The sequence below is a fragment of the Streptomyces sp. NPDC097107 genome, from assembly GCF_044762405.1.
Taxonomy (GTDB): domain Bacteria; phylum Actinomycetota; class Actinomycetes; order Streptomycetales; family Streptomycetaceae; genus Streptomyces; species Streptomyces thinghirensis.
Window position 1 is genome coordinate 285513 of the sequence record NZ_JBIWEF010000005.1, and the last position, 18969, is coordinate 304481.

The window sequence follows — 18969 nt, forward strand, 5'->3', positions numbered from 1 at the left end:
CCGAACGGTTTCACACTTTGTCGATACGAGGCCGAAAGTGGCCGTGTCGACAAAGTGACGGAACGTTTCCCGAGCCGGACGGGCGCCGTGACGGAGCAAGCGGTAAGGGGTCGGGGAGAGCTCAGCGCGACTGCGGTCCGCGCCGCTGCGGCAGCGTCACGATCGACGCGTCGCCCGGCGCGGCCGGCGGCAGGCCCGCGACCTGCGCCAGCAGATCGCACCACGAGGCGAGGTGCGCCGCCGTGTCCGGTACGCCGCCCAGCCCCTCACGCGGCGTCCAGGACGCCCGGATCTCGATCTGCGAGGCGGACGGGCGCGCCGAGAGCCCCCCGAAGTAGTGGGAGCTCGCCCGCGTGACCGTGCCACTGGGCTCCCCGTACGTCAGCCCGCGCGCCTGGAGCGCGCCGGTGAGCCAGGACCAGCACACGTCCGGCAGCAGCGGGTCCGCGGCCATCTCCGGCTCCAGCTCGGCACGCACCAGCGTCACCAGCCGGAAGGAGCCGTGCCAGGCGTCGTGCCCGGCCGGGTCGTGCAGCAGCACCAGCCGCCCGTCCGCCAGGTCGTCGTCCCCGTCGACGACCGCGGCCTCCAGGGCGTACGCGTACGGGGCGAGCCGCTTCGGCGGGGGCACCGCCTCCACCTCGATCTGCGGCCGGAGCCGCGCGGCCCTGAGCGCGTCGACGGCGGCCGTGAAGGCCGGCGGTGCCGTGCTCCCCGTATGCCGGGCCTCCTCCTCGGTACCCTTCGGTTCGTCCATTCCGCCAGCGTCGTCCGACAGTCGTCCCTGAGCCGCAGCCATGCGGGGAAGATTAAAGGGAACGGCGCCTCGGCGCAGGGAGGGACACCCGCGTGCGGACGCGATGTCCGGATCACGCGGTCCCGCGGGGCGCGCGGGAGCCGCCCCACCCGAGGTCGGGCGCTGTCGGGGCGACATGCGAGACTTGCCGGTGTGAGTGCCAACCAGAGCCCCGCGGGCAAGCAGCCGACCGCCACGTACGACTCCGCTTTCCTCAAGGCGTGCAGGCGTGAGCCGGTGCCGCACACCCCCGTGTGGTTCATGCGGCAGGCCGGGCGCTCACTGCCGGAATACCGCAAGGTGCGCGAGGGCATCCCGATGCTCGAGTCCTGCATTCGACCGGAACTGGTCACGGAGATCACCCTCCAGCCGGTGCGCCGGCACGGCGTGGACGCGGCCATCTACTTCAGCGACATCGTGGTCCCGCTCAAGGCCATCGGCATCGACCTCGACATCAAGCCGGGCGTCGGCCCGGTCGTCGAGAAGCCGATCCGCACCCGCGCGGACCTGGCACAGCTGCGTGACCTCACCCCCGAGGACGTCTCCTACGTCACCGAGGCGTTCGGCCTGCTGACCCAGGAGCTGGGCGCCACCCCGCTGATCGGCTTCGCGGGTGCGCCGTTCACCCTCGCGAGCTACCTCGTGGAGGGCGGCCCGTCCCGCAACCACGAGCACACCAAGGCGCTCATGTACGGCGACCCGCAGCTGTGGGCCGACCTCCTGGACCGGCTCGCCGACATCACCGCCGCCTTCCTCAAGGTGCAGATCGAGGCGGGCGCGAGCGCCGTCCAGCTCTTCGACTCCTGGGTCGGCGCGCTGTCCCCCGCGGACTACCGCCGCTCGGTGATGCCCGCCTCCAGCAAGGTCTTCGAGGCCGTCGCCGGGTACGGCGTGCCGCGCATCCACTTCGGCGTCGGCACCGGCGAACTCCTCGGCCTCATGGGCGAGGCCGGCGCGGACGTCGTCGGCGTCGACTGGCGCGTCCCGATGGACGAGGCCGCCCGCCGCGTCGGCCCCGGCAAGGCGCTCCAGGGCAACCTGGACCCGGCGATCCTCTTCTCCACCTCCCAGGCCGTCGAGACCAAGGCCCGCGAGATCCTGGACGCCGCGGCGGACCTGGAGGGCCACGTCTTCAACCTCGGACACGGCGTCCTGCCCGACACCGACCCGGACGCGCTGACCCGCCTCGTGGAGTACGTGCACACGCAGACCGCGCGCTGACCACCCCCCGGCGCTCGGACCGCCGGGCCGCCCGGCGCCCACGGGCGCCGAGTGTCTCACCCGGCGCCCGGCGCCGCCTTCGCACTTCGCGGGGCCGTCGTCTCCACCGGCGGGTAGAGCAGCCCGCCCACGGCCGCCGGTGCGCCGACGCCGGGCCGCCCGGCGCCCACGGGCGCCGAGCGTCTCACCCGACGCCCGACGCCCGACGCCAGGTGCCGCCTCCGCCTCCGCGCCACCGGCCGGCCCCACCGGCGAGTCCGGCAGCTCGCCCACGGTCGCCGACGCGGTGCGGGTCGCCGGACGCCCGGAGCGGTGCGGGCCACCGAGGCGCCGGGGCACGCCGGGGCACCACACCGGGGGCGTAGGAGGCGGGCCGGCCCGGGTCCCGTCTCGGCGAGCAGTACGTCGCTGAACCGGCCGTGGGTGAAGCCCCGGTGCGGGACGGCCGCCAGTGCCGTCCCGCAGCGGCGCCACGGCCGGCTCCCGTCCCACGCCCCGCTGCGAGGGGCGCCACCTCGGCCGGGCGTCCGGAGCCGGTCTTCGGTGCACGTCGGGCCGCGCGGCGGCCCGGCTCAGCGCGAGGGCGTGCCGGTGAGGACCTCCGCCGCGGCCGTTCCGGAGGCGGCGCTCGCGCCGTGGGTGAAGATCCGGACCGCGCCGGCGATGGTGGCGCCCGGCAGGCCCATCTCCACCACGATCGCGTCCGGTCGGGCGCTGGTGAGGCCGGTGACGGCGCGGTCCATCCAGGCGTGCCGGGCCGCGTCGCGGGCGACGATCACCAGGGGGCGCCCCGCGGCCGGTTCGAGGGCGCAGCTCTCCAACGCGACCGTCCCCTGCTCCAGTTCCTCGCCGCGCACCCGCACGGAGGTCGTGCCCGGCAGCCGCTCCCGCAGCGGGACCGCGACGCCCCACGGGGTCTCCTTGCCGATGGCCATGTTGGTGACCGGGGCCAGCTCGACCACGTGCGGCGCGGCGGTCAGCGGCAGGGCGTCCCGTACGGCCCCGGCGACCCGGACGGCGCGGCGCGCGGCGACCTGACCGATACCGTCCCCGGCCGTCTCCACGGCGGACCCGGCCGCCCGCAGCCCGGCCGACCAGTCGGCGAACTCCCTCACCCGGCCCGCCGCCTCGGCCAGCCGCTCCGCCGGCAGCTCCCCGGCGGTCACCGCGGTGACCAGCCCCTTGACCAGCAGGTCGACCGTGGTCTCCTCGGCGCTCTCGCCGCCGACGCAGACGGCGTCCACCCCGGCGGCGACGGCCTTCACCGTGGCGCCGTCGATGCCGTGGCGGGCCGTGACGGCGCCCATCTCGATGGCGTCGCTGACGATCAGGCCGTCGAAGCCCAGCTCGTCGCGGAGCAGGCCCTGCAGGATGCGGCGGCTGAGCGTGGCGGGCAGGTCGGGGTCGTGGGCCGGCACCAGCAGGTGGCCGCTCATGACCGCGCGGACCCCCGCGGCCACGGCGGCCCGGAACGGAGGCAGCGCCTGGGCGGCGATCTCGTCCCGCCCGGCGCCGTAGGCCGGCAGGTCGTGGTGGGAGTCGACGGCGACGTCCCCGTGACCGGGGAAGTGCTTGGCGCAGGCGGCGACGCCGGACGACTGGAGCCCTCGGATCCACGCGGCGGTGTGCCGGGACACCACGTCCGGGTCGGTGCCGAAGGAACGTACGCCGATGATCGGGTTGTCGGGGTTGGAGTTGACGTCCGCGCTCGGCGCGTAGTCGAGGCTCACCCCGGCGGAGCGCAGCTGCCGGCCCAGGTCGGCGGCGACGGCCTCGGTCAGCTCCGTGTCGTCGACGGTGCCGAGGGCGAAGTTGCCGGGCCGGGTCGACCCGGTCGCGGATTCGATGCGGGTGACGTCGCCCGCCTCCTCGTCGATGGCGACGATCAACTCCGGGTTCTCCGCGCGCAGTCGCGCGGTGAGCCGGGCGACCTGCTCGACGGAGACGATGTTGCGGGAGAAGAGTACGACGGAGGTCAGTCCGTCCCCGATGGCGCGCAGGACCCAGTCGGGTGCCTCGGTGCCCACGAAGCCCGGTTGCAGGACGGAGAGCGCGAGCCGGCGCAACTCGCCGCCGCTGTGCTTGCTGGAGGCCATCGATCGCGCCTTTCAGATGGTGGCTCTTGGTATAGACCAAATGGGTGCGCGCTCAGGTTAACCAGGCGTGTCAAGAGGGGCGTTTTCGAACTCGGAAGTAACAACTGGGCGTACGGAAACGGGTGTTGACACCTTTCCTTGGTCTAGTCCATTGTGAGACACGAGTTCGGCGAGGGGCACATGTGATGCCCCGTTCGTACGCCGGGCGACTTCCGCTTCCGTGACGACCACCCCGGACGAGACGACCGTTTCGGACGGGGGCGCGGACCGGGCGATCCCCTGACCAGGGAGCCCGTCCCACCGAGCCGCCCCCGTCGCCCCGCTCCGCCCGCGAGCGGCCCTCAGCTGCCCCCACCGACCTCATGTGCGACGGCCCGACCTCCGTCGCGCACACCGCCGTTGCCCGCACGGGGCGACGGCGAGGATCTGGAGCACCACATGGCGACGCCCGATTCCTACTTCCACCGAGCCCCGTCGGACCTCCCCTACTTCAGCGCGGACGCCGACACCTACCTGGCCCGCACCCAGTTGCGCGACCTGCGCAAGACGCGTCCGCTGCGGGTGCTGTCCGAGGAGGACTTCGCCCACTGGCAGACCTACGGATACGTAGTGGTGAAGGAGGCGATACCCGCCCCCTCCGCCCGTCGACTGCTCGACTTCGCCTGGGAGTTCCAGGGACTCGACCCCGACCGCCCCGACACCTGGTACCAGGAGCGTCCCTACCGCTCCGACCTCGACCGGGAGCTGCACATCTACGGTTTCGTCGAGGCGTACCACCACCAGCTCATCTGGGACAGCCGCCAGACCCAGCGCGTCTACGACGCCTTCGTCGACGTCTGGGACTGCGAGGAGCTGTGGGTCACCCTCGACCGGCTCAACCTCAACCCGCCCAACACCGGCAACCGCGACCGCGCCCTCATCGACAAGCCGGACCGCGGCTTCGACATCGAACTCCACTGGGACGTCGACACCTCCCTCGGCGTCCTGCCCCAGCGGGTCCAGGGCATCATCGCTCTCAACGACACCAAGCCGGACCACGGCGGCTTCCAGTGCTGCCCCGACCTGTTCCGGCACTTCGACCGCTGGAAGGCCCTCCAGCCCGACGACCGCGACCCGATCCGCCCCGCGATCGACCGCGAGGACATGCCCGTCGTACGGCCCGACCTGGAAGCCGGCGACCTGCTCATCTGGAACGGTCTGCTGGCCCACGGCGTGGCCCCCAACGTCTCCGGCGAGGGCGTGCGCGCCGTCCAGTACCTGTCGATGATGCCCGCGCTGGAGACCCACCGGAAGCTGCGCGACTCCCGCGTCGACTCCTGGCGCACCCTCGCCACCCCCGACTGGAACGCCACGCTCCTCGGCGACGCCCACCGGCACGAGTCCGAGCGCTACGAACCCGCCGAGCTGAACGGACTCGGGGCCAGGCTGCTTGGCCTGAAGTCCTGGCACGCGGACACCGGCGCCGTCAGCACCGAGGCGCCGGAAGAGGCCACGCAAGAGGCGACCGACGAGGCCACCGGGGATGCCGCATGCGCAGCGTCTGCCTGACCCTTCCCACCAACCGGCCCTGCCCGGACACCATCTCCGCCCTCGGTGAGGAAGCGGCCTACGCCGCCGACCACTTCGACATCGATGTCCACCTCCTGGTCCTCGACTCCTGCCCGCCCCCGGTCCACGCCGCCCACGCCGAGGCCGTACGGCGCCTGCCAGCGCACCCCCGGATCACGGCGCACCACCTCGACGAGGCCGCCCAGCGCGACTTCCTGGAACGGGTCACGGCGCACTCCGGCAGTGCCAAACCCGGCCTGCTCCTCGACCTGATGCTCCCGGACGGTCTGTCCTACGGCGCCTGCACCAACCGCGCCTTCCTGATCGCGGCGGCGCTCGGCTGCGAGTCCGTCCACCGCAGGGACTCGGACAGCCGGTACCAGAGCGTGGACGGCCGTACGGTCTTCCCCGTCCACCACGAGCTGCTGTCGATCGGCAGACGGGCCGCGGACGCCGTACCCGTCGTCACCGAGTCGACCCTGCCGGCGGCCCTGATGGACCGGCGGGTCGCCATGGTGGGCAGCTCCTTCGTGGGCGAACTCTCCGTGGACATCGCGGAGATCCGCGAGACCGACCCCGGCGTCTACCACGACGTCGTCTCCCTCTGGGCGCCCGGACACTGGTCCGCCGAGCAGAAACGGGAGCTGGTCGAGGACTCCTTCCGCGGCGCGGGCACCGCCCCCTTCGTGGCCGACCACTCGCTGCTGACGCTGGTCGACCCCATGCGGGTTGACATGTGCAACATCGCCTTCCACGGCGAAAGCGTCAGCGAGCGGGTGCCGCTGCCGCCCGCCCGGGACACCATCGGCAGCGACTACTTCCTCATCCACCTCGTGCACGACGCCGGTCTGCCCGGCGTGCTGCACAACCGGAACATCGTCAACTACCACACGGGCGAACGCAGGACCGGACCCGGCTTCCTCGCCTACCAGACCCGCTTCGCCAAGTTCCTCCTGTCGATGCTGCACTTCCACTTCGTCTACGGCCGCATGGCCGAGGCGGGCGACACGCTGCTGGACCGGCACGGCAGGGCCCGCCCCGCCGCCGTCGCCGCCCTGGCCCGCCGGAGCACCGGCCTGGACCCGGCGGAGAACGTCCGCCGGCTCGACACCCTCGACGCCGCCTACCGGCGCCTCGGCGGCCGGTACACCGACATCGCCGACCTCCTGGCCACCCGGCGAGAGCGCCTCCTCGACGAGGCGCGCGGCGACATGGCGGACTTCGCGCTCCTGACGGAGGCGTGGGAGGGCCTGGTCGGCGCGGCCAAGGCCACGCCTCTCGCCCTCCCGCCCGGGCGGGAGGGGTGAGCGCCGCGATGAGCACGGAGATGAGAGCGGATCTCAGCGAGCCCCTGGCCGCCGCCCTCGCCGCCGCGACCGACGACCGGATCGTCTACGACCTCACCGGCATCGAGCGGCGCTACGACAGCCTGTGCCGCGAACTGCCCGGCGTACACGTGCGGTTCGCCATGAAGGCCTGCCCGGTCGACGAGGTCCTCGGCGCCCTGGCACGCAGGGGCGCCGGAGCCGACGCGGCGAGCCCCGGCGAGGTGGAACAGGCGCTGCGGGCCGGGGTGCCGGCCGAGCGCGTGCATTACGGCAACACCGTCAAGTCCGACCGGAACATCACCGACGCCCACCGGCTCGGCATCCGCACCTTCGCGACCGACAGCCTCCAGGACGTGGCCGCCCTGGCCGTCCACGCCCCGGGCGCCCGCGTCTTCTGCCGGGTGGCGACCGGCGGGACGGGCGCCGTGTGGGGACTGAGCCACAAGTTCGGCTGCCCACCCGGCGACGCCGTGCACGTCATGGAGCGGGCCCGGGACGCGGGGCTGGTCCCGGCGGGACTGTCCGTGCACGTCGGCTCGCAGCAGATGACGGGCGAGGCGTGGCACACCGCCCTGGAGGACCTGGGCGACACCCTGCGCGCCCTGAGCCGGCGCGGCATCCGCGTCGACCACGTCAATCTCGGCGGCGGCCTGCCCGCGCTCGGCTACCGCGACCGCCACGGCACGCCCCTCGACCCACCGCTGGACAAGATCTTCGCGGTGATCCGGGAGGGGACGGACGAACTGCGCCGGATCCACGGCGGCCCCCTGGACTTCGTCATCGAACCCGGACGGCACCTGGTCGCCGACCACGGGGCGATCCGCGCGCACGTCGCCCGCCTCACCCGGCGCCGCGGGGCGGACGGCGAGCGGCAGTACTGGCTGTACCTGAGCTGCGGCAAGTTCAACGGCCTGTACGAGATGGACGCGCTGCAGTACCGGCTGGTCTTCCCGGGCCACACCGACGGCCCGCGGGTGGCGGCCGTCGTCGCCGGACCCACCTGCGACAGCGACGACGCCTACTCCCACGAGGAGGCACTCGTCCAGGTGCCCGAGGCGCTGACCTCGGGCGACCCGGTCTGGGTGCTGTCCAGCGGCGCCTACGCGACCAGCTACACCACCCTGGGCTTCAACGGCTTCGCCCCGCTCCCGTACGCCTGGACGGGCCGCCCGGACGGGGGCGCGGCCGATGGATGACACCGTGCGCGTCCGCCGGATCGCCGACCGGGACTGGGACGCCGTCGTGGCGCTGGAACGGGACGCCTACAGCGGACTCGGCCTCTCGGAGGGCCGGGCGGCGCTGCAGTCCCGGGCGGCGGCGTCGCCGGGCACGTGCTTCGTCGTGGACGTCGGCCCCCGTACGGCCGGCTACGTGCTGGCCCTGCCCTACCCGCTCCACCGCTACCCCAACCTGGAGCGGGTGGAGGAGACCGCGGCCGCCTTCCCGCCCGGGAACCTCCATCTGCACGACATCGTCGTGGCGCCCGGCCTGCGCCGCAGAGGGCTGGCGCGGCACCTCCTGCACCACCTCACCGGCACCGCCCGCACGCGCGGGGACGAGCGGATCTCCCTGGTCGCCGTCGGCGGCACCGACCGGTTCTGGTCGGCGCGCGGCTTCGTACCCCGACCCGGCGTGGTGGCCGCCGGCGACTACGGCGCGGACGCCGTCTACATGTCCAGGCCGGTACCGCTCGCGCCCCAGCCCTCCTCCCCGCCCGCATCCCCGTCCCTGCGCGAAGTGAGCTGATGCGCGTGTCCCGTCTTCACGACCCCTTCCTCCGCGGCCAGTTGGCGATCGCCGCGCTGTTCCTGTCCCTCGGCTTCCAGTACGCCACCTGGGCCGCCCGGATCCCGGCCGTCAAGTCCGACCTGGACCTGACCGCGGCCGAGGTGGGGGTGCTGCTGATGGCCGCGGGGGTCGGCGCGGCCGTGTCCTTCCCGGTGGTGGCGTGGCTGATGCGACGCCTGGGCGCGCGGCGGCTCGCCCTTCTCTCCCAGTCCGGCCTGGCCCTGCTGCTGCTCGCCCTGGCGGCGGCCCCGAACTACCCGGTGGCCCTGCTGGTGATGTGCGTCGACGGCGTCCTCGTGGGCTGCCTGAACGTGGCCATGAACGCGCAGGGCGCGGCCCTGGAGGCACGGCACGAGCGCAACACCATGGCGAAGCTGCACGCGACGTTCAGCGCCGGATCGCTGCTCGCGGCGCTGCTCGCCTCCGGCATGACCGCCGCGACCGGGTCGGTCGCAGCGCACTTCGGCGTGGCCGCCGTCCTTCTCGCGGTACTGGGCGCGTCCGCGCGGACGGGCCTGCTCGACGACGAGGCACGCGCCGATCCCACCGTTCCCGCCGAGCGGACGGAGAAGCGGCCGGGCCGCCGCCGCTGGACCGTCCCCTCCCGCCCGGCCCTGTGGATGTGCTGTGCCATGGTCTTCGGCACGGTCGCCGAAGGCGCCATGAACGACTGGTCCGCCCTCTACCTGAAGGACGTCGCCGAGGCGTCGGCGGAACTCGCCCCCCTGGGCATCGCCGTCGTCTCGGGAATGATGGTCGTCGCCCGCCTCTTCGCCGACGGTTGGCGGGCCCGCTGGGGAGACGGCCGGGTCGTTCTCCTGGGCAGCGCGGTGGCCGGTTCCGGGCTCGCCGTCGCCCTGGTCAGCGGCGGCGTCGCACCCGCCCTCGCCGGCTTCGCGTGCATGGGTCTGGGCATCGCGGCCGTGACCCCCTGCGTCTACGCCGCCGCCGCGCGGCAGGGTTCGGACGCGCTGACCCTGGTCGCCGCGATGGGAACCACCGGTCTGCTGGCCGGCCCGCCGCTCATCGGTTTCATCGCGGGCGCGAGCAACCTGACGTGGGGCATGGGCGCCGTCGCCGCGTCGGCGGTCGCCGTGTCGCTGTGCAGCACCCGCATCCGCTGGTCCCCGGAGCCCGTGGTCACGGAAGAGCCCTCCCACGCCTGACCGCGACACCGACGGTGGTCACCACCCCGGCCGCGCCCGCCGCCCGAACAGCAGCCCGCGCGGTTCGGGCGGGGGCGGGGTGCCGCGCCGCAGCGGCCAGGCGATCACCATGCCGACGACGAAGCCGACGACATGGGCCACGTACGCCACGGTGCCCGCGTCGGAGACGGCCCCGCCGGACGAGTAGACCGCCTGGAGCCCGAACCAGAAACCCAGCACGATCCAGGCCGGCAGACGCAGCGGCAGGAAGATGAGGAAGGGGACGAGGACCCAGACGCGGGCCTTCGGATACAGCGCCAGATAGGCGCCGAGCACCCCGGCGATCGCGCCCGACGCGCCGATCAGCGGGGCGCCCGAGCCGGAGTTGAGGAGGGCGAAGCCGTAGGTCGCCGCGTAGCCGCAGACGCCGTAGAAGAGCAGGTAGCGCACGTGGCCCAGCCGGTCCTCGACGTTGTTGCCGAAGATCCAGAGGAAGAGCATGTTGCCCAGCAGGTGCAGCCAGCCGCCGTGCAGGAACATCGCCGTCAGGACGCTCAGCTCGGGGGACTTGTCGTAGTCGGGCGGCCCGATCACGCAGCCCGGCCCCCGCGGGCCGACTCCGGTGTCACCCGTCGGCACCAGCCGCGGCAACCGGTGGTGGAGCAACTCCTGCGGCACCGCCGCGTACTGGTCGAGGAAGGCCTCCAGGCGGCACAGTTGGGCGAGACTGCCCTCGCCCGTCAGGGAACCGGCCGTACCGGGGGTGAACAGGAAGACGAGGACGTTCGCGAGGATCAGGGCGTACGTCACCCAGGGCGTACGGCGCGCCGGATTCACGTCATGGACGGGGATGACCACGAGACACTACTGCCCGTCTGCCGGACGGTGAATCGGTACGTCCCCTGAACGCCCGCGTCCGGGTCTGCGTATGTCCTCTCAACCGCCCGCGGCCCGGGGAAGGCGGGACGCGGGGACGACGTGAGGAACAGGCGATGAACGAACGGGTCACACCGGCTCCGGCGATGCACGCCCTGCCCGACGGCGAGGCCGAGGTCGCCCTCGTGCTGCGCCTGCCGTGGGAGGACGTCGCCCGGCTCGGTGAGGAGGCCGGGCGGCTGGCCGCGCAGATGCAGCGGCCGGTGACACTCGACGAGGCGGTGAGCCACCGGCTGCGCTCCGCGCGGGGCGCGGCACACGCCAGGCCGGCCGGTGAGCAGCCGCCCGCGGTGAGCGCTCCGGGGCCCGCGGCCACCGCCCCGGCACGCGTCACCACCCCGGCGTCGGTGTCGTCCCTGCCGGCGCGGCCCCCCGCCGAGCAGGCCCGGCAGGCCATCGACCGGATCAACGGCACGGCGTAGCGGGCGGCGTGGCGGGCGGCGTGGCGGGCGGCGTGGCGGGCCTTTCTGCGGACCGGGGCCTGCTCAGGCGGGGGGCTGCTCGGGCCAGGGCCTGCTCAGGCGGGGGTCCCTGGGGTCTGCTCAGGCCTGGAGCCCCTGGGGTCTGCTCAGGCCGGAGACGTGCTCACGCCTGCCGCTGCACCGCCCGCGCCGCCTTCCGGGCGGCCACCAGTACCGGGTCCCACACCGGTGAGAAGGGCGGCGCGTAGCCCAGGTCCAGGACCGTCATCCGCTCCACCGTCATCCCGGCCGTGAGGGCCACCGCGGCGATGTCGACCCGCTTGCCCGCGCCCTCGCGGCCGACGATCTGGACGCCGAGCAGCCGCCCGGTGCGCTGCTCGGCGAGCATCTTCACCGTCATGGGGGAGGCGCCCGGGTAGTAGCCGGCGCGGCTGGTGGACTCGATGGTGACCGTCACGAACCGCAGCCCCGCCCGCAGCGCGTCCTTCTCGCGCAGCCCGGTCCGCGCGATCTCCAGGTCGCAGACCTTGCTGACCGCCGTGCCGACCACACCCGGGAAGGTGGCGTAGCCGCCGCCCGCGTTGGTGCCGATGACCTGGCCGTGCTTGTTGGCGTGGGTGCCGAGCGGGATGTGCCGCTCCTGCCCGGAGACCAGGTCGAGCACCTCCACGCAGTCGCCGCCCGCCCAGATGTTCTCGTGCCCGCGCACCCGCATGGCCAGGTCGGTCAGCAGCCCGCCGTGAGCGCCCAGCGGCAGCCCGGCGGCCTCGGCGAGCCCGGTCTCGGGCCGTACGCCGATGCCGAGCACCACCACGTCCGCCGGGAACTCGGCGTCCTCGGTGGCCACCGCGCGCACCCGGCCGTCGTCCCCGGTGAGCACCTTGGTGACCTCGGCGCCGTTCACCATGGTGATGCCGAGTCCCTCCATGGCCTCGTGCACCATGCGGCCCATGTCCGCATCGAGCGTGGACATCGGCTCCCGGCCGCGGTTGACGACGGTCACCGCGTAGCCGCGGTTGATGAGCGCCTCGGCCATCTCCACGCCGATGTACCCGGCGCCGACGACCACCGCGCGACGGCCGCGCGTGTGCGCCAGCGTGTCGAGCAGCGCCTGCCCGTCGTCCAGCGTCTGCACCCCGTGCACGCCGGGCGCGTCGACGCCCGGCAGCTCCGGACGGATCGGGCGGGCACCGGTCCCGATCACGAGCTTGTCGTACGGCGTCCAGGACTCCGCCCCCGAATCGACGTCACGCGCGCGCACCCGCCCGCCGGCGACGTCGATCTCCGTGACCTCGGTGCGCATCCGCAGGTCGATGTCGCGCGCGCGGTGCTCCTCGGGCGTCCGGGCGATCAGCTGGTCCCGGTCGGTCACGTCGCCGCCGACCCAGTACGGGATGCCGCACGCCGAGAACGAAGTGAAGTGGCCGCGTTCGAACGCCACGATCTCCAGCTCGTCCGGTCCCTTCAGCCGCCGTGCCTGTGACGCCGCGGACATCCCCGCGGCGTCACCGCCGACCACGACCAGCCGTTCCCTCGCCCGTGCCGTACCGCTCGTGCCACTCGCAGCGCTCATTCCCATGCGAACACGCTACGGGGGCGGGGCATCTCAGTCCTGCCCACCGGGCTCCTCACCGCGTGCCGCCACCGGTGCCGGGCGGCGCGGCAGCCGGGGCCGTATCAGCCGCAGCCACAGCAGCACCAGCAGCGCCGCCACCGCGGCGAACGGCAGCACCGCGCCGAGCGCCACCGCCAGCCAGCGCAGCATCGTCACGAACGCGTCCCAGCCGCCTGCCAGCGCGTCCGTGAACCCGGGGTCGTCGTCCTCCGCCGCCCGCTCGACCGGCGTCTCGGACAGGGAGAGGGTGATGGTGGCCAGGCTCGTGCGGTCCTTCAGGGCCGCCTGCCGGGCGAGCAGCGCCTCCAGCTCCGCCTGGCGGGTGCTCAGCTCGCCCTCCAGCGTCACCACGTCGCTCAGCTTCGTCGCCCGGTCCATCAGCTCGCGGACGCGGGCCACGCTGGCGCGCTGCGACTTGACGCGGCTGTCCACGTCCACGACCTGGTCGGTGACGTCCTCCGCCTTCGCACTGCGCTCGAGGAGTTCTCCGGCGCCTTCCAGCTCGTCGAGCACCTCCTCGTAGCGCTCCACGGGCACGCGCAGCACGACCTCGGTCCGCTCGTGGCCCTCCTCGTCCCGGGTGGTGGTCTCGTCACCGACATAGCCGCCGGCGTTCTCGGTCGCGGTGCGGGCCGCGTCGAGGGCCTCGGGGGCGTCCTCGACCCGCACGGTCAGGGAGGCGGTGCGGATGATGTGGGCCGGGGCGGGCTTCGGCGGCGCGGTCGCCTCGGCGCCGTCGGCCCCGCCGCCCGCGGCACCGGCCCGGTCCCCGGCCGCCGGGCCGTCCGCCCGCGAGCCACCCTGGGCCGCGGCCTCCTTGGCGCCGCCTCCCGAGTCGGAGCCGCCGCTCGCCCCGGTGCATCCGGTGAGGGCGAGGGCCGCGGCCAGCAGCAGGCCCGCCAGGGCGCGGGCGGGCGGTGCGGAACGTCGTGCCGATCGCGGTGCTGGTCGTCGTGCTGATCGTCGTGCGTGCATGGCGGGTACCCCCGAGGGTCGTGGCGACTGACGCTCCTTGGACGTGGGGAGGGGCACGGACGTTGGCGCGGAACGGTTCCGAAGAGGTCACGGTCTCGACCCGCGCGACCTGCTCCGGGCCCCTTGGCCGGGCAGCCGGGCAGCCGGGCCGCCGGGCAGCCGGGCAGCCGGGCCACCCGGCCCGGCGGCGGTGTCGGTGCCGTCTGAGACGCTGGGGAGCATGTGCGCAAGCGAGAGCCCCGCGGGTGAGTTTCCCGCGGACACGGGGCATGTCGTCGTCATCGGAGCCGGAATCGCCGGACTGGCCGCCGCCCACCGGCTGCTGGAGCTCGGCGCACGGGTGACCGTGCTGGAGGCCTCCGACCGCGTCGGCGGCAAGCTGCTGCCCGGTGAGATCGCCGGAGTGCGCGTCGACCTCGGCGCCGAGTCGATGCTGGCCCGCCGCCCCGAGGCCGTCGGCCTGGCCCGCGAGGTCGGTCTCGCCGACCGCCTCCAGCCACCGTCCACCGCGTCGGCCTCCCTGTGGACCCGCGGCGCCCTGCGCCCCATGCCCAAGGGCCACGTCATGGGCGTCCCCGGCACCGCCGCCGCTCTGGTCGACGTCCTCTCCGAGGAGGGCCTCGCCCGCATCGAGCGCGACGCCGAACTGCCCCGCACCGAGGTCGGCGACGACGTGGCCGTCGGGGAGTACGTGGCGGCGCGCCTCGGCCGCGAGGTCGTCGACCGCCTCGTCGAACCACTGCTGGGCGGCGTCTACGCGGGTGACGCGTACCGCATCTCCCTGCGCTCGGCCGTGCCCCAGCTCTTCGAGGCCGCCCGTACCCACACCTCCCTCACCGAGGCGGTGCGCGCCCTCCAGGGCCGGACGGCCACCTCCCCTGCGAGCGGGCCCGTCTTCATGGGCATCGAGGGCGGCATCGGCACCCTCCCGCTCGCGGTCGCGGAGTCGCTGCGCGCGCGGGGCGCCGAGATCGTCACCCACGCGCCGGTGACGGAGCTGCGCCGCACCGGCCCCGACGGCTGGCGGATCGTCACCGGCGACCGGGTGCTGCACGCCGGCGCGGTCGTCGTCGCCGTGCCCGCCCGCCCCGCCGCCGAACTGCTGCGTGCCGAGGCGCCCGCCGCCGCGGCCGAGCTGTCCGCGGTGGAGTACGCCTCGATGGCCCTGATCTCCCTCGCCTACCGCCGCTCCGACACGGCCGCGCTTCCCGAGGGCAGCGGCTTCCTCGTGCCGCCGGTCGACGGGCGCACCATCAAGGCGTCCACCTTCGCCTCCCGCAAGTGGGGCTGGATCGCCGACGAGGACCCGGACCTGGTCGTCCTGCGCACCTCCGTCGGCCGGTACGGCGAGACCGAGATCCTCGGCCGCGACGACGCCGGCCTGGTCGCCGTCTCCCGGCACGACCTCGGGGAGGCCACCGGCCTCACCGCCGAGCCCGTCGCCACCCGCGTCACCCGCTGGCAGGACGGCCTGCCCCAGTACCCCGTCGGCCACCACGCGCGCGTGGCCCGCGTCCGCGAACACGTCGCGAGGCTCCCGGGCCTCGCGGTGTGCGGCGCGGCGTACGACGGCGTCGGCATCCCGGCGAGCATCGCGAGCGCGTACGCGGCCGTGGACCAGCTCCGGGGTGACCCGCGCGGTGTGGAGCGGCTCACCGCCCACCCGGTGCGGAGCCTGCACGGCGGAGCGGGAGAATAGGGTCATGAGTGACGCCGCCTCCACCCCCGCTGCCGACCGGATCCCCAACAAGGGCAAGCTGGCCAAGGACCTCAACGAGGTCATCCGCTACACGCTCTGGTCCGTCTTCAAGCTCAAGGACGTGCTGCCCGAGGACCGCGCCGGCTACGCCGACGAGGTCCAGGAGCTGTTCGACCAGCTCGCCGCCAAGGACGTGACGATCCGCGGCACGTACGACGTGTCCGGTCTGCGCGCCGACGCCGACCTCATGATCTGGTGGCACGCCGAGACCGCCGACCAGCTCCAGGACGCGTACAACCTCTTCCGCCGCACCAGGCTGGGCCGTGCCCTGGAGCCGGTCTGGTCGAACATGGCGCTGCACCGCCCCGCCGAGTTCAACCGCGCGCACATCCCGGCGTTCCTCGCCGACGAGACACCCCGCGACTACATCAGCGTCTACCCGTTCGTGCGCTCCTACGACTGGTACCTGCTGCCCGACGAGGACCGCCGCCGCATGCTCGCCGACCACGGCAAGATGGCCCGCGGCTACCCGGACGTGCGCGCCAACACGGTCGCCTCCTTCTCGCTGGGCGACTACGAGTGGATCCTCGCCTTCGAGGCCGACGAGCTGTACCGCATCGTCGACCTCATGCGCCACCTGCGCGCCTCCGAGGCCCGGATGCACGTCCGAGAGGAGGTCCCGTTCTACACGGGGCGCCGCAAGGACGTCGCGGAGCTGGTGGCCGGGCTCGCCTGATCGGCGGACGTTGCCGTGGGGTCGGCCGGGGGTCCGGGGTCGCCCCCTGGGAGATGCGGCACGGGGCGCCGTAACGACGTCGCGGAGCTGGTGGCCGGGCTCGCCCGATCAGGCCGCCGGCGCCGCGGGTGATCCGGCCTGCGGCTCGGCCGCCGGCCTCGGTTCCGGTTCCGGGCGCGGGGCGCACGACGTGTCCCGCGCCGGGAGGCGGCCGTCCAGCAGGTACGCCTCCAGGTGGCCGTTGACGCAGGCGTTCGGGCCGCCGGCGACGCCGTGCGTCCCCGCGTCCCGCTCGGTCACCAGCACCGAGCCCGACAGCCGCCGGCGCAGCTCCAGCGCGCCGTCGTACGGAGTGGCCGCGTCCCGCTCGGCGGCCAGCACCAGCGTCGGCGGCAGCTCACCCGGCCCCGTGCGCACGTCGAGGGGGCGCTGCCGGGGCGCCTGCCAGTAGGCGCACGGCAGGTTCGTCCACACGTTGTCCCACGTCTCGAACGGCGCCCGGCGCGCCAGCCGCGTATTGTCCCGGTCCCAGACCTCGAAGTCGGTCGGCCAGGACGCGTCGTTGCACTCGACGGCCGTGTACACGGCGTTGGAGTTCTCCGCCCCGACCGCCCCTTCCTCGGTCCGCGTCCCCGCCTGGTCGACCAGCGGCTGCGGATCGCCCTTCAGGTACGCCGACAGCGCCTCGGCCCGGTGCGGCCAGTAGTCGTCGTAGTACCCGGCCTTCAGGAACGCCCCCTGCAACTGCGCGGGGCCCACCGTCCCGCCCGCGGGCTCCGCCGCGAGCCGCGCGCTCGCCTCCTCGTAGCTGTTCTGCACCTCGCGCGGCGTGGTGCCGAGCCCGTACACGGCGTCGTGCTCGGCGGTCCACTCCTTGAAGTCCGTCCAGCGGTCCTCGAACGCCGCCGACTGGTCCAGGTTGTTGCGGTACCAGACCTGCTCCGGGTCCGGGTTCACCACCGAGTCGAACACCATCCGCCGCACGCGCGACGGGAACATATCGGCGTACAGCGCCCCCAGGTAGGTGCCGTACGACGCGCCCATGAACGTGAGCCGCTTCTCGCCCAGCGCGGCCCGTACGACCTCCAGGTCACGGGCGTTGTTGAGGGAGTGGTAGTGCCGCAGCGCGTCCCCGTGCCGCTCGGCGCAGCCGCGCGCGTACTCCTCGGCCTCGGCGGCACGCTCCTTCTTGTACGCGTCCGAGGGCCGCGTGGGCGCCGGCCGGGGGCCCTTGAAGAACTTCCCGGGGTCCTGGCAGGACAGCGGCGCGGAGGGCGCGACCCCGCGCGGGGCGTACCCGACGAGGTCGTACGCCGCCGCGATCCGCTTCCACTGGGGGACCATGCCGACCAGCGGGAAGTACAGCCCCGAGGCTCCCGGACCGCCCGGGTTGTAGAGCAGCGCGCCCTGCCCGGGCACCTTGCGCTTGCTGTTGTCCGGGTCCTTGTGCGTGGCCCGCACCCGGCTGACGGTGAGCCGGATCCGCTTCCCGTCGGGACGCGCGTAGTCCAGGGGCACGGCGACCGTGCCGCAGCGCATGCCGCCCGGCAGGTCCTCCGCCTCCGGGCATCCGCCGAAGTCGACGCCGGCCGCCGCCGCGCGCTCGGCGGCCACGGCGGTGCCGCGCGCCTCGGCGTCCCCGGGCCCGCCCGGAGTCCCCTCCGCCGGCGCGGCCGCGAGGGTGGTCAGCAGCAAGGACCCGGCGGCCGAGTAGAGGGCGGCAGCTCGCATCGCGTATCCCTTCGGTGCACGGTGTGACACAAGGGATGTTTGGTGCGGCGACCGGTCAGGGCAAGCACCGCCCGCGGGTGTCGGCGCCGAGTGCCTCCGTACGCCCCCCGGCGGGTCAGGCCCGGCGCTCCCAGTGGTCCTCGACGGCGTACTCCTCGCGGTGGGCGAAGGCCGCGCGCAGGTCCGGTTCGCCGATCGCGTGGACGCCCCGTACGGCGACCGAGGTGAGGTACGTACGGTCGTCCGCCGAGCCGTCGGCGTGCCGGACGAGGGCGCCGATCAGCCGCTGGCCGGCCGGGGAGGCCCAGTGCGAGTACGGGTGGACCTCCATCCGCGTGATGGCGAGGCACCCCAGGGTCAGGGTGAGCGGCAGCGCGAACCACAGGGCGATCAGCAGGCGTGGCTGGTCCGCGGGCAGCGGCAGCGCCAGGGCGGCGGCGCCCAGCGCGCACACGGCCACCGCGGCGACCCGCACCCGCCGGACCCCGGTGGCGACACCGCGGGCGCCGTCCGGCACGGCGAGGCCCGCGCCGACCAGCCGGTCGGCCAGGCTCCGCACCGGGTCCGCGGTCGCCGCGGTGGCCCGTACCGGCGCTATCCGGGACTGCCCCCCGGGCCCTATCGCCCCTATGACCGACCGCTCCATCTCGTCCCGCCCGCACGGGTCCACGACGGTCGCCCAGCCGGTGTGCGCGAGCAGCAGCCGGCGCTGGCGCGCCATGGAGACCAGCGTCAGGTCGGCGACCCTGCGCGGGCCACCGGACAGGAACGCCGCCTCGTACAGCGTCAGCGCGTGTTCCCGGCCGACGGCGTGCGCGTCGACGGCCGCCGCGCGCACGGCGGCGAGACACAGCCGCAGGCACGCCAGACCGGCGACGGCCCAGGCCGACAGGAGGAGAAGGACCCAGAACATGCCGTACTTCTATGCCAAGG

At 74.2% G+C, this 18969-nt stretch carries 16 protein-coding genes; 9 read left to right on the forward strand and 7 right to left on the reverse strand.

What is annotated here, in order from left to right:
* Positions 1–121: 121 nt before the first annotated feature.
* The gene (locus ACIQ1J_RS14020; protein WP_403556952.1) at positions 122–799 is read right to left on the reverse strand and encodes a DUF3000 domain-containing protein; all 678 of its coding nucleotides are present in this window, start codon (positions 797–799) and stop codon (positions 122–124) included.
* Between the two features lie 150 nt (positions 800–949).
* Here ACIQ1J_RS14020 and hemE point away from each other — a divergent pair, with 150 nt between their 5' ends.
* Positions 950–2017, forward strand: a complete 1068-nt coding sequence (gene hemE / locus ACIQ1J_RS14025) for a uroporphyrinogen decarboxylase (protein WP_403556953.1) — start codon at positions 950–952, stop codon at positions 2015–2017.
* A gap of 572 nt (positions 2018–2589) precedes the next feature.
* Here hemE and ACIQ1J_RS14030 read toward each other — a convergent pair.
* Positions 2590–4113 carry a glycoside hydrolase family 3 protein gene (locus tag ACIQ1J_RS14030; RefSeq protein ID WP_403556954.1) on the reverse strand — a complete coding sequence of 508 codons (1524 nt, stop codon included), beginning with the start codon at positions 4111–4113 and terminating at the stop codon, positions 2590–2592.
* Positions 4114–4551: 438 nt separating this feature from the next.
* Here ACIQ1J_RS14030 and ACIQ1J_RS14035 point away from each other — a divergent pair, with 438 nt between their 5' ends.
* From ACIQ1J_RS14035 to ACIQ1J_RS14055, 5 genes are read left to right on the forward strand one after another with little or no spacing between them, the layout of a single operon-like run.
* Positions 4552–5661, forward strand: a complete 1110-nt coding sequence (locus tag ACIQ1J_RS14035; protein ID WP_403556955.1) for a phytanoyl-CoA dioxygenase family protein — start codon at positions 4552–4554, stop codon at positions 5659–5661.
* Positions 5643–6968, forward strand: coding sequence for a DUF6271 family protein (locus tag ACIQ1J_RS14040; protein WP_403556956.1), 1326 nt, complete (start codon positions 5643–5645; stop codon positions 6966–6968). Before ACIQ1J_RS14035 ends, ACIQ1J_RS14040 begins: the two co-directional genes overlap by 19 nt.
* A gap of 8 nt (positions 6969–6976) precedes the next feature.
* Complete coding sequence (locus ACIQ1J_RS14045) at positions 6977–8185, forward strand: type III PLP-dependent enzyme (RefSeq protein WP_403556957.1); 1209 nt, start codon at positions 6977–6979, stop codon at positions 8183–8185.
* Positions 8178–8735, forward strand: coding sequence for a GNAT family N-acetyltransferase (locus tag ACIQ1J_RS14050; protein ID WP_403556958.1), 558 nt, complete (start codon positions 8178–8180; stop codon positions 8733–8735). The genes ACIQ1J_RS14045 and ACIQ1J_RS14050 overlap by 8 nt, the downstream gene beginning before the upstream one ends.
* The gene (locus ACIQ1J_RS14055) at positions 8735–9943 is read left to right on the forward strand and encodes an MFS transporter (protein ID WP_403556959.1); all 1209 of its coding nucleotides are present in this window, start codon (positions 8735–8737) and stop codon (positions 9941–9943) included. The genes ACIQ1J_RS14050 and ACIQ1J_RS14055 overlap by 1 nt, the downstream gene beginning before the upstream one ends.
* An 18-nt stretch (positions 9944–9961) precedes the next feature.
* Here the strand turns inward: ACIQ1J_RS14055 and ACIQ1J_RS14060 are convergent, their stop codons facing one another.
* Entirely contained in the window at positions 9962–10780 is an 819-nt protein-coding gene (locus ACIQ1J_RS14060; protein ID WP_403556960.1) for a rhomboid family intramembrane serine protease, read from the reverse strand.
* Positions 10781–10914: 134 nt separating this feature from the next.
* Here ACIQ1J_RS14060 and ACIQ1J_RS14065 point away from each other — a divergent pair, with 134 nt between their 5' ends.
* A complete protein-coding gene (locus ACIQ1J_RS14065) occupies positions 10915–11280 on the forward strand; it encodes a hypothetical protein (RefSeq protein ID WP_403556961.1) in 366 nt (121 codons plus the stop codon).
* Between the two features lie 163 nt (positions 11281–11443).
* Here the strand turns inward: ACIQ1J_RS14065 and ACIQ1J_RS14070 are convergent, their stop codons facing one another.
* Together ACIQ1J_RS14070 and ACIQ1J_RS14075 are read right to left on the reverse strand one after the other, a co-directional pair.
* A complete protein-coding gene (locus ACIQ1J_RS14070) occupies positions 11444–12859 on the reverse strand; it encodes an FAD-dependent oxidoreductase (RefSeq protein ID WP_403556962.1) in 1416 nt (471 codons plus the stop codon).
* 27 nt (positions 12860–12886) lie between these two features.
* Entirely contained in the window at positions 12887–13870 is a 984-nt protein-coding gene (locus ACIQ1J_RS14075; protein ID WP_403556963.1) for a DUF4349 domain-containing protein, read from the reverse strand.
* 220 nt (positions 13871–14090) lie between these two features.
* Between ACIQ1J_RS14075 and hemG the strand changes: the two genes are divergently transcribed.
* Together hemG and hemQ are read left to right on the forward strand one after the other, a co-directional pair.
* Positions 14091–15569, forward strand: a complete 1479-nt coding sequence (hemG, locus tag ACIQ1J_RS14080) for a protoporphyrinogen oxidase (protein WP_403556964.1) — start codon at positions 14091–14093, stop codon at positions 15567–15569.
* A 4-nt stretch (positions 15570–15573) separates the two neighbouring features.
* Positions 15574–16305, forward strand: a complete 732-nt coding sequence (gene hemQ, locus ACIQ1J_RS14085) for a hydrogen peroxide-dependent heme synthase (protein WP_210963697.1) — start codon at positions 15574–15576, stop codon at positions 16303–16305.
* A gap of 108 nt (positions 16306–16413) precedes the next feature.
* On the opposite strand, the gene ACIQ1J_RS14090 is transcribed toward hemQ, so the two are convergent.
* Entirely contained in the window at positions 16414–18036 is a 1623-nt protein-coding gene (locus ACIQ1J_RS14090) for an alpha/beta hydrolase (protein ID WP_403556965.1), read from the reverse strand.
* A 115-nt stretch (positions 18037–18151) separates the two neighbouring features.
* Positions 18152–18949 carry a TIGR04222 domain-containing membrane protein gene (locus tag ACIQ1J_RS14095; protein ID WP_403556966.1) on the reverse strand — a complete coding sequence of 266 codons (798 nt, stop codon included), beginning with the start codon at positions 18947–18949 and terminating at the stop codon, positions 18152–18154.
* Positions 18950–18969: the final 20 nt, after the last annotated feature.

Coding starts and splice junctions, on each gene's coding strand:
- ACIQ1J_RS14020 (WP_403556952.1), bottom strand. CDS start 799: ATGGCTGCGGCTCAGGGACGACTGTCGGACGACGCTGGCGGAATGGAC.
- ACIQ1J_RS14030 (WP_403556954.1), bottom strand. CDS start 4,113: ATGGCCTCCAGCAAGCACAGCGGCGGCGAGTTGCGCCGGCTCGCGCTC.
- ACIQ1J_RS14035 (WP_403556955.1), top strand. CDS start 4,552: ATGGCGACGCCCGATTCCTACTTCCACCGAGCCCCGTCGGACCTCCCC.
- ACIQ1J_RS14040 (WP_403556956.1), top strand. CDS start 5,643: ATGCGCAGCGTCTGCCTGACCCTTCCCACCAACCGGCCCTGCCCGGAC.
- ACIQ1J_RS14045 (WP_403556957.1), top strand. CDS start 6,977: ATGAGCACGGAGATGAGAGCGGATCTCAGCGAGCCCCTGGCCGCCGCC.
- ACIQ1J_RS14050 (WP_403556958.1), top strand. CDS start 8,178: ATGGATGACACCGTGCGCGTCCGCCGGATCGCCGACCGGGACTGGGAC.
- ACIQ1J_RS14055 (WP_403556959.1), top strand. CDS start 8,735: ATGCGCGTGTCCCGTCTTCACGACCCCTTCCTCCGCGGCCAGTTGGCG.
- ACIQ1J_RS14065 (WP_403556961.1), top strand. CDS start 10,915: ATGAACGAACGGGTCACACCGGCTCCGGCGATGCACGCCCTGCCCGAC.
- ACIQ1J_RS14070 (WP_403556962.1), bottom strand. CDS start 12,859: ATGGGAATGAGCGCTGCGAGTGGCACGAGCGGTACGGCACGGGCGAGG.
- ACIQ1J_RS14075 (WP_403556963.1), bottom strand. CDS start 13,870: ATGCACGCACGACGATCAGCACGACGACCAGCACCGCGATCGGCACGA.
- hemG (WP_403556964.1), top strand. CDS start 14,091: ATGTGCGCAAGCGAGAGCCCCGCGGGTGAGTTTCCCGCGGACACGGGG.
- hemQ (WP_210963697.1), top strand. CDS start 15,574: ATGAGTGACGCCGCCTCCACCCCCGCTGCCGACCGGATCCCCAACAAG.
- ACIQ1J_RS14090 (WP_403556965.1), bottom strand. CDS start 18,036: ATGCGAGCTGCCGCCCTCTACTCGGCCGCCGGGTCCTTGCTGCTGACC.
- ACIQ1J_RS14095 (WP_403556966.1), bottom strand. CDS start 18,949: ATGTTCTGGGTCCTTCTCCTCCTGTCGGCCTGGGCCGTCGCCGGTCTG.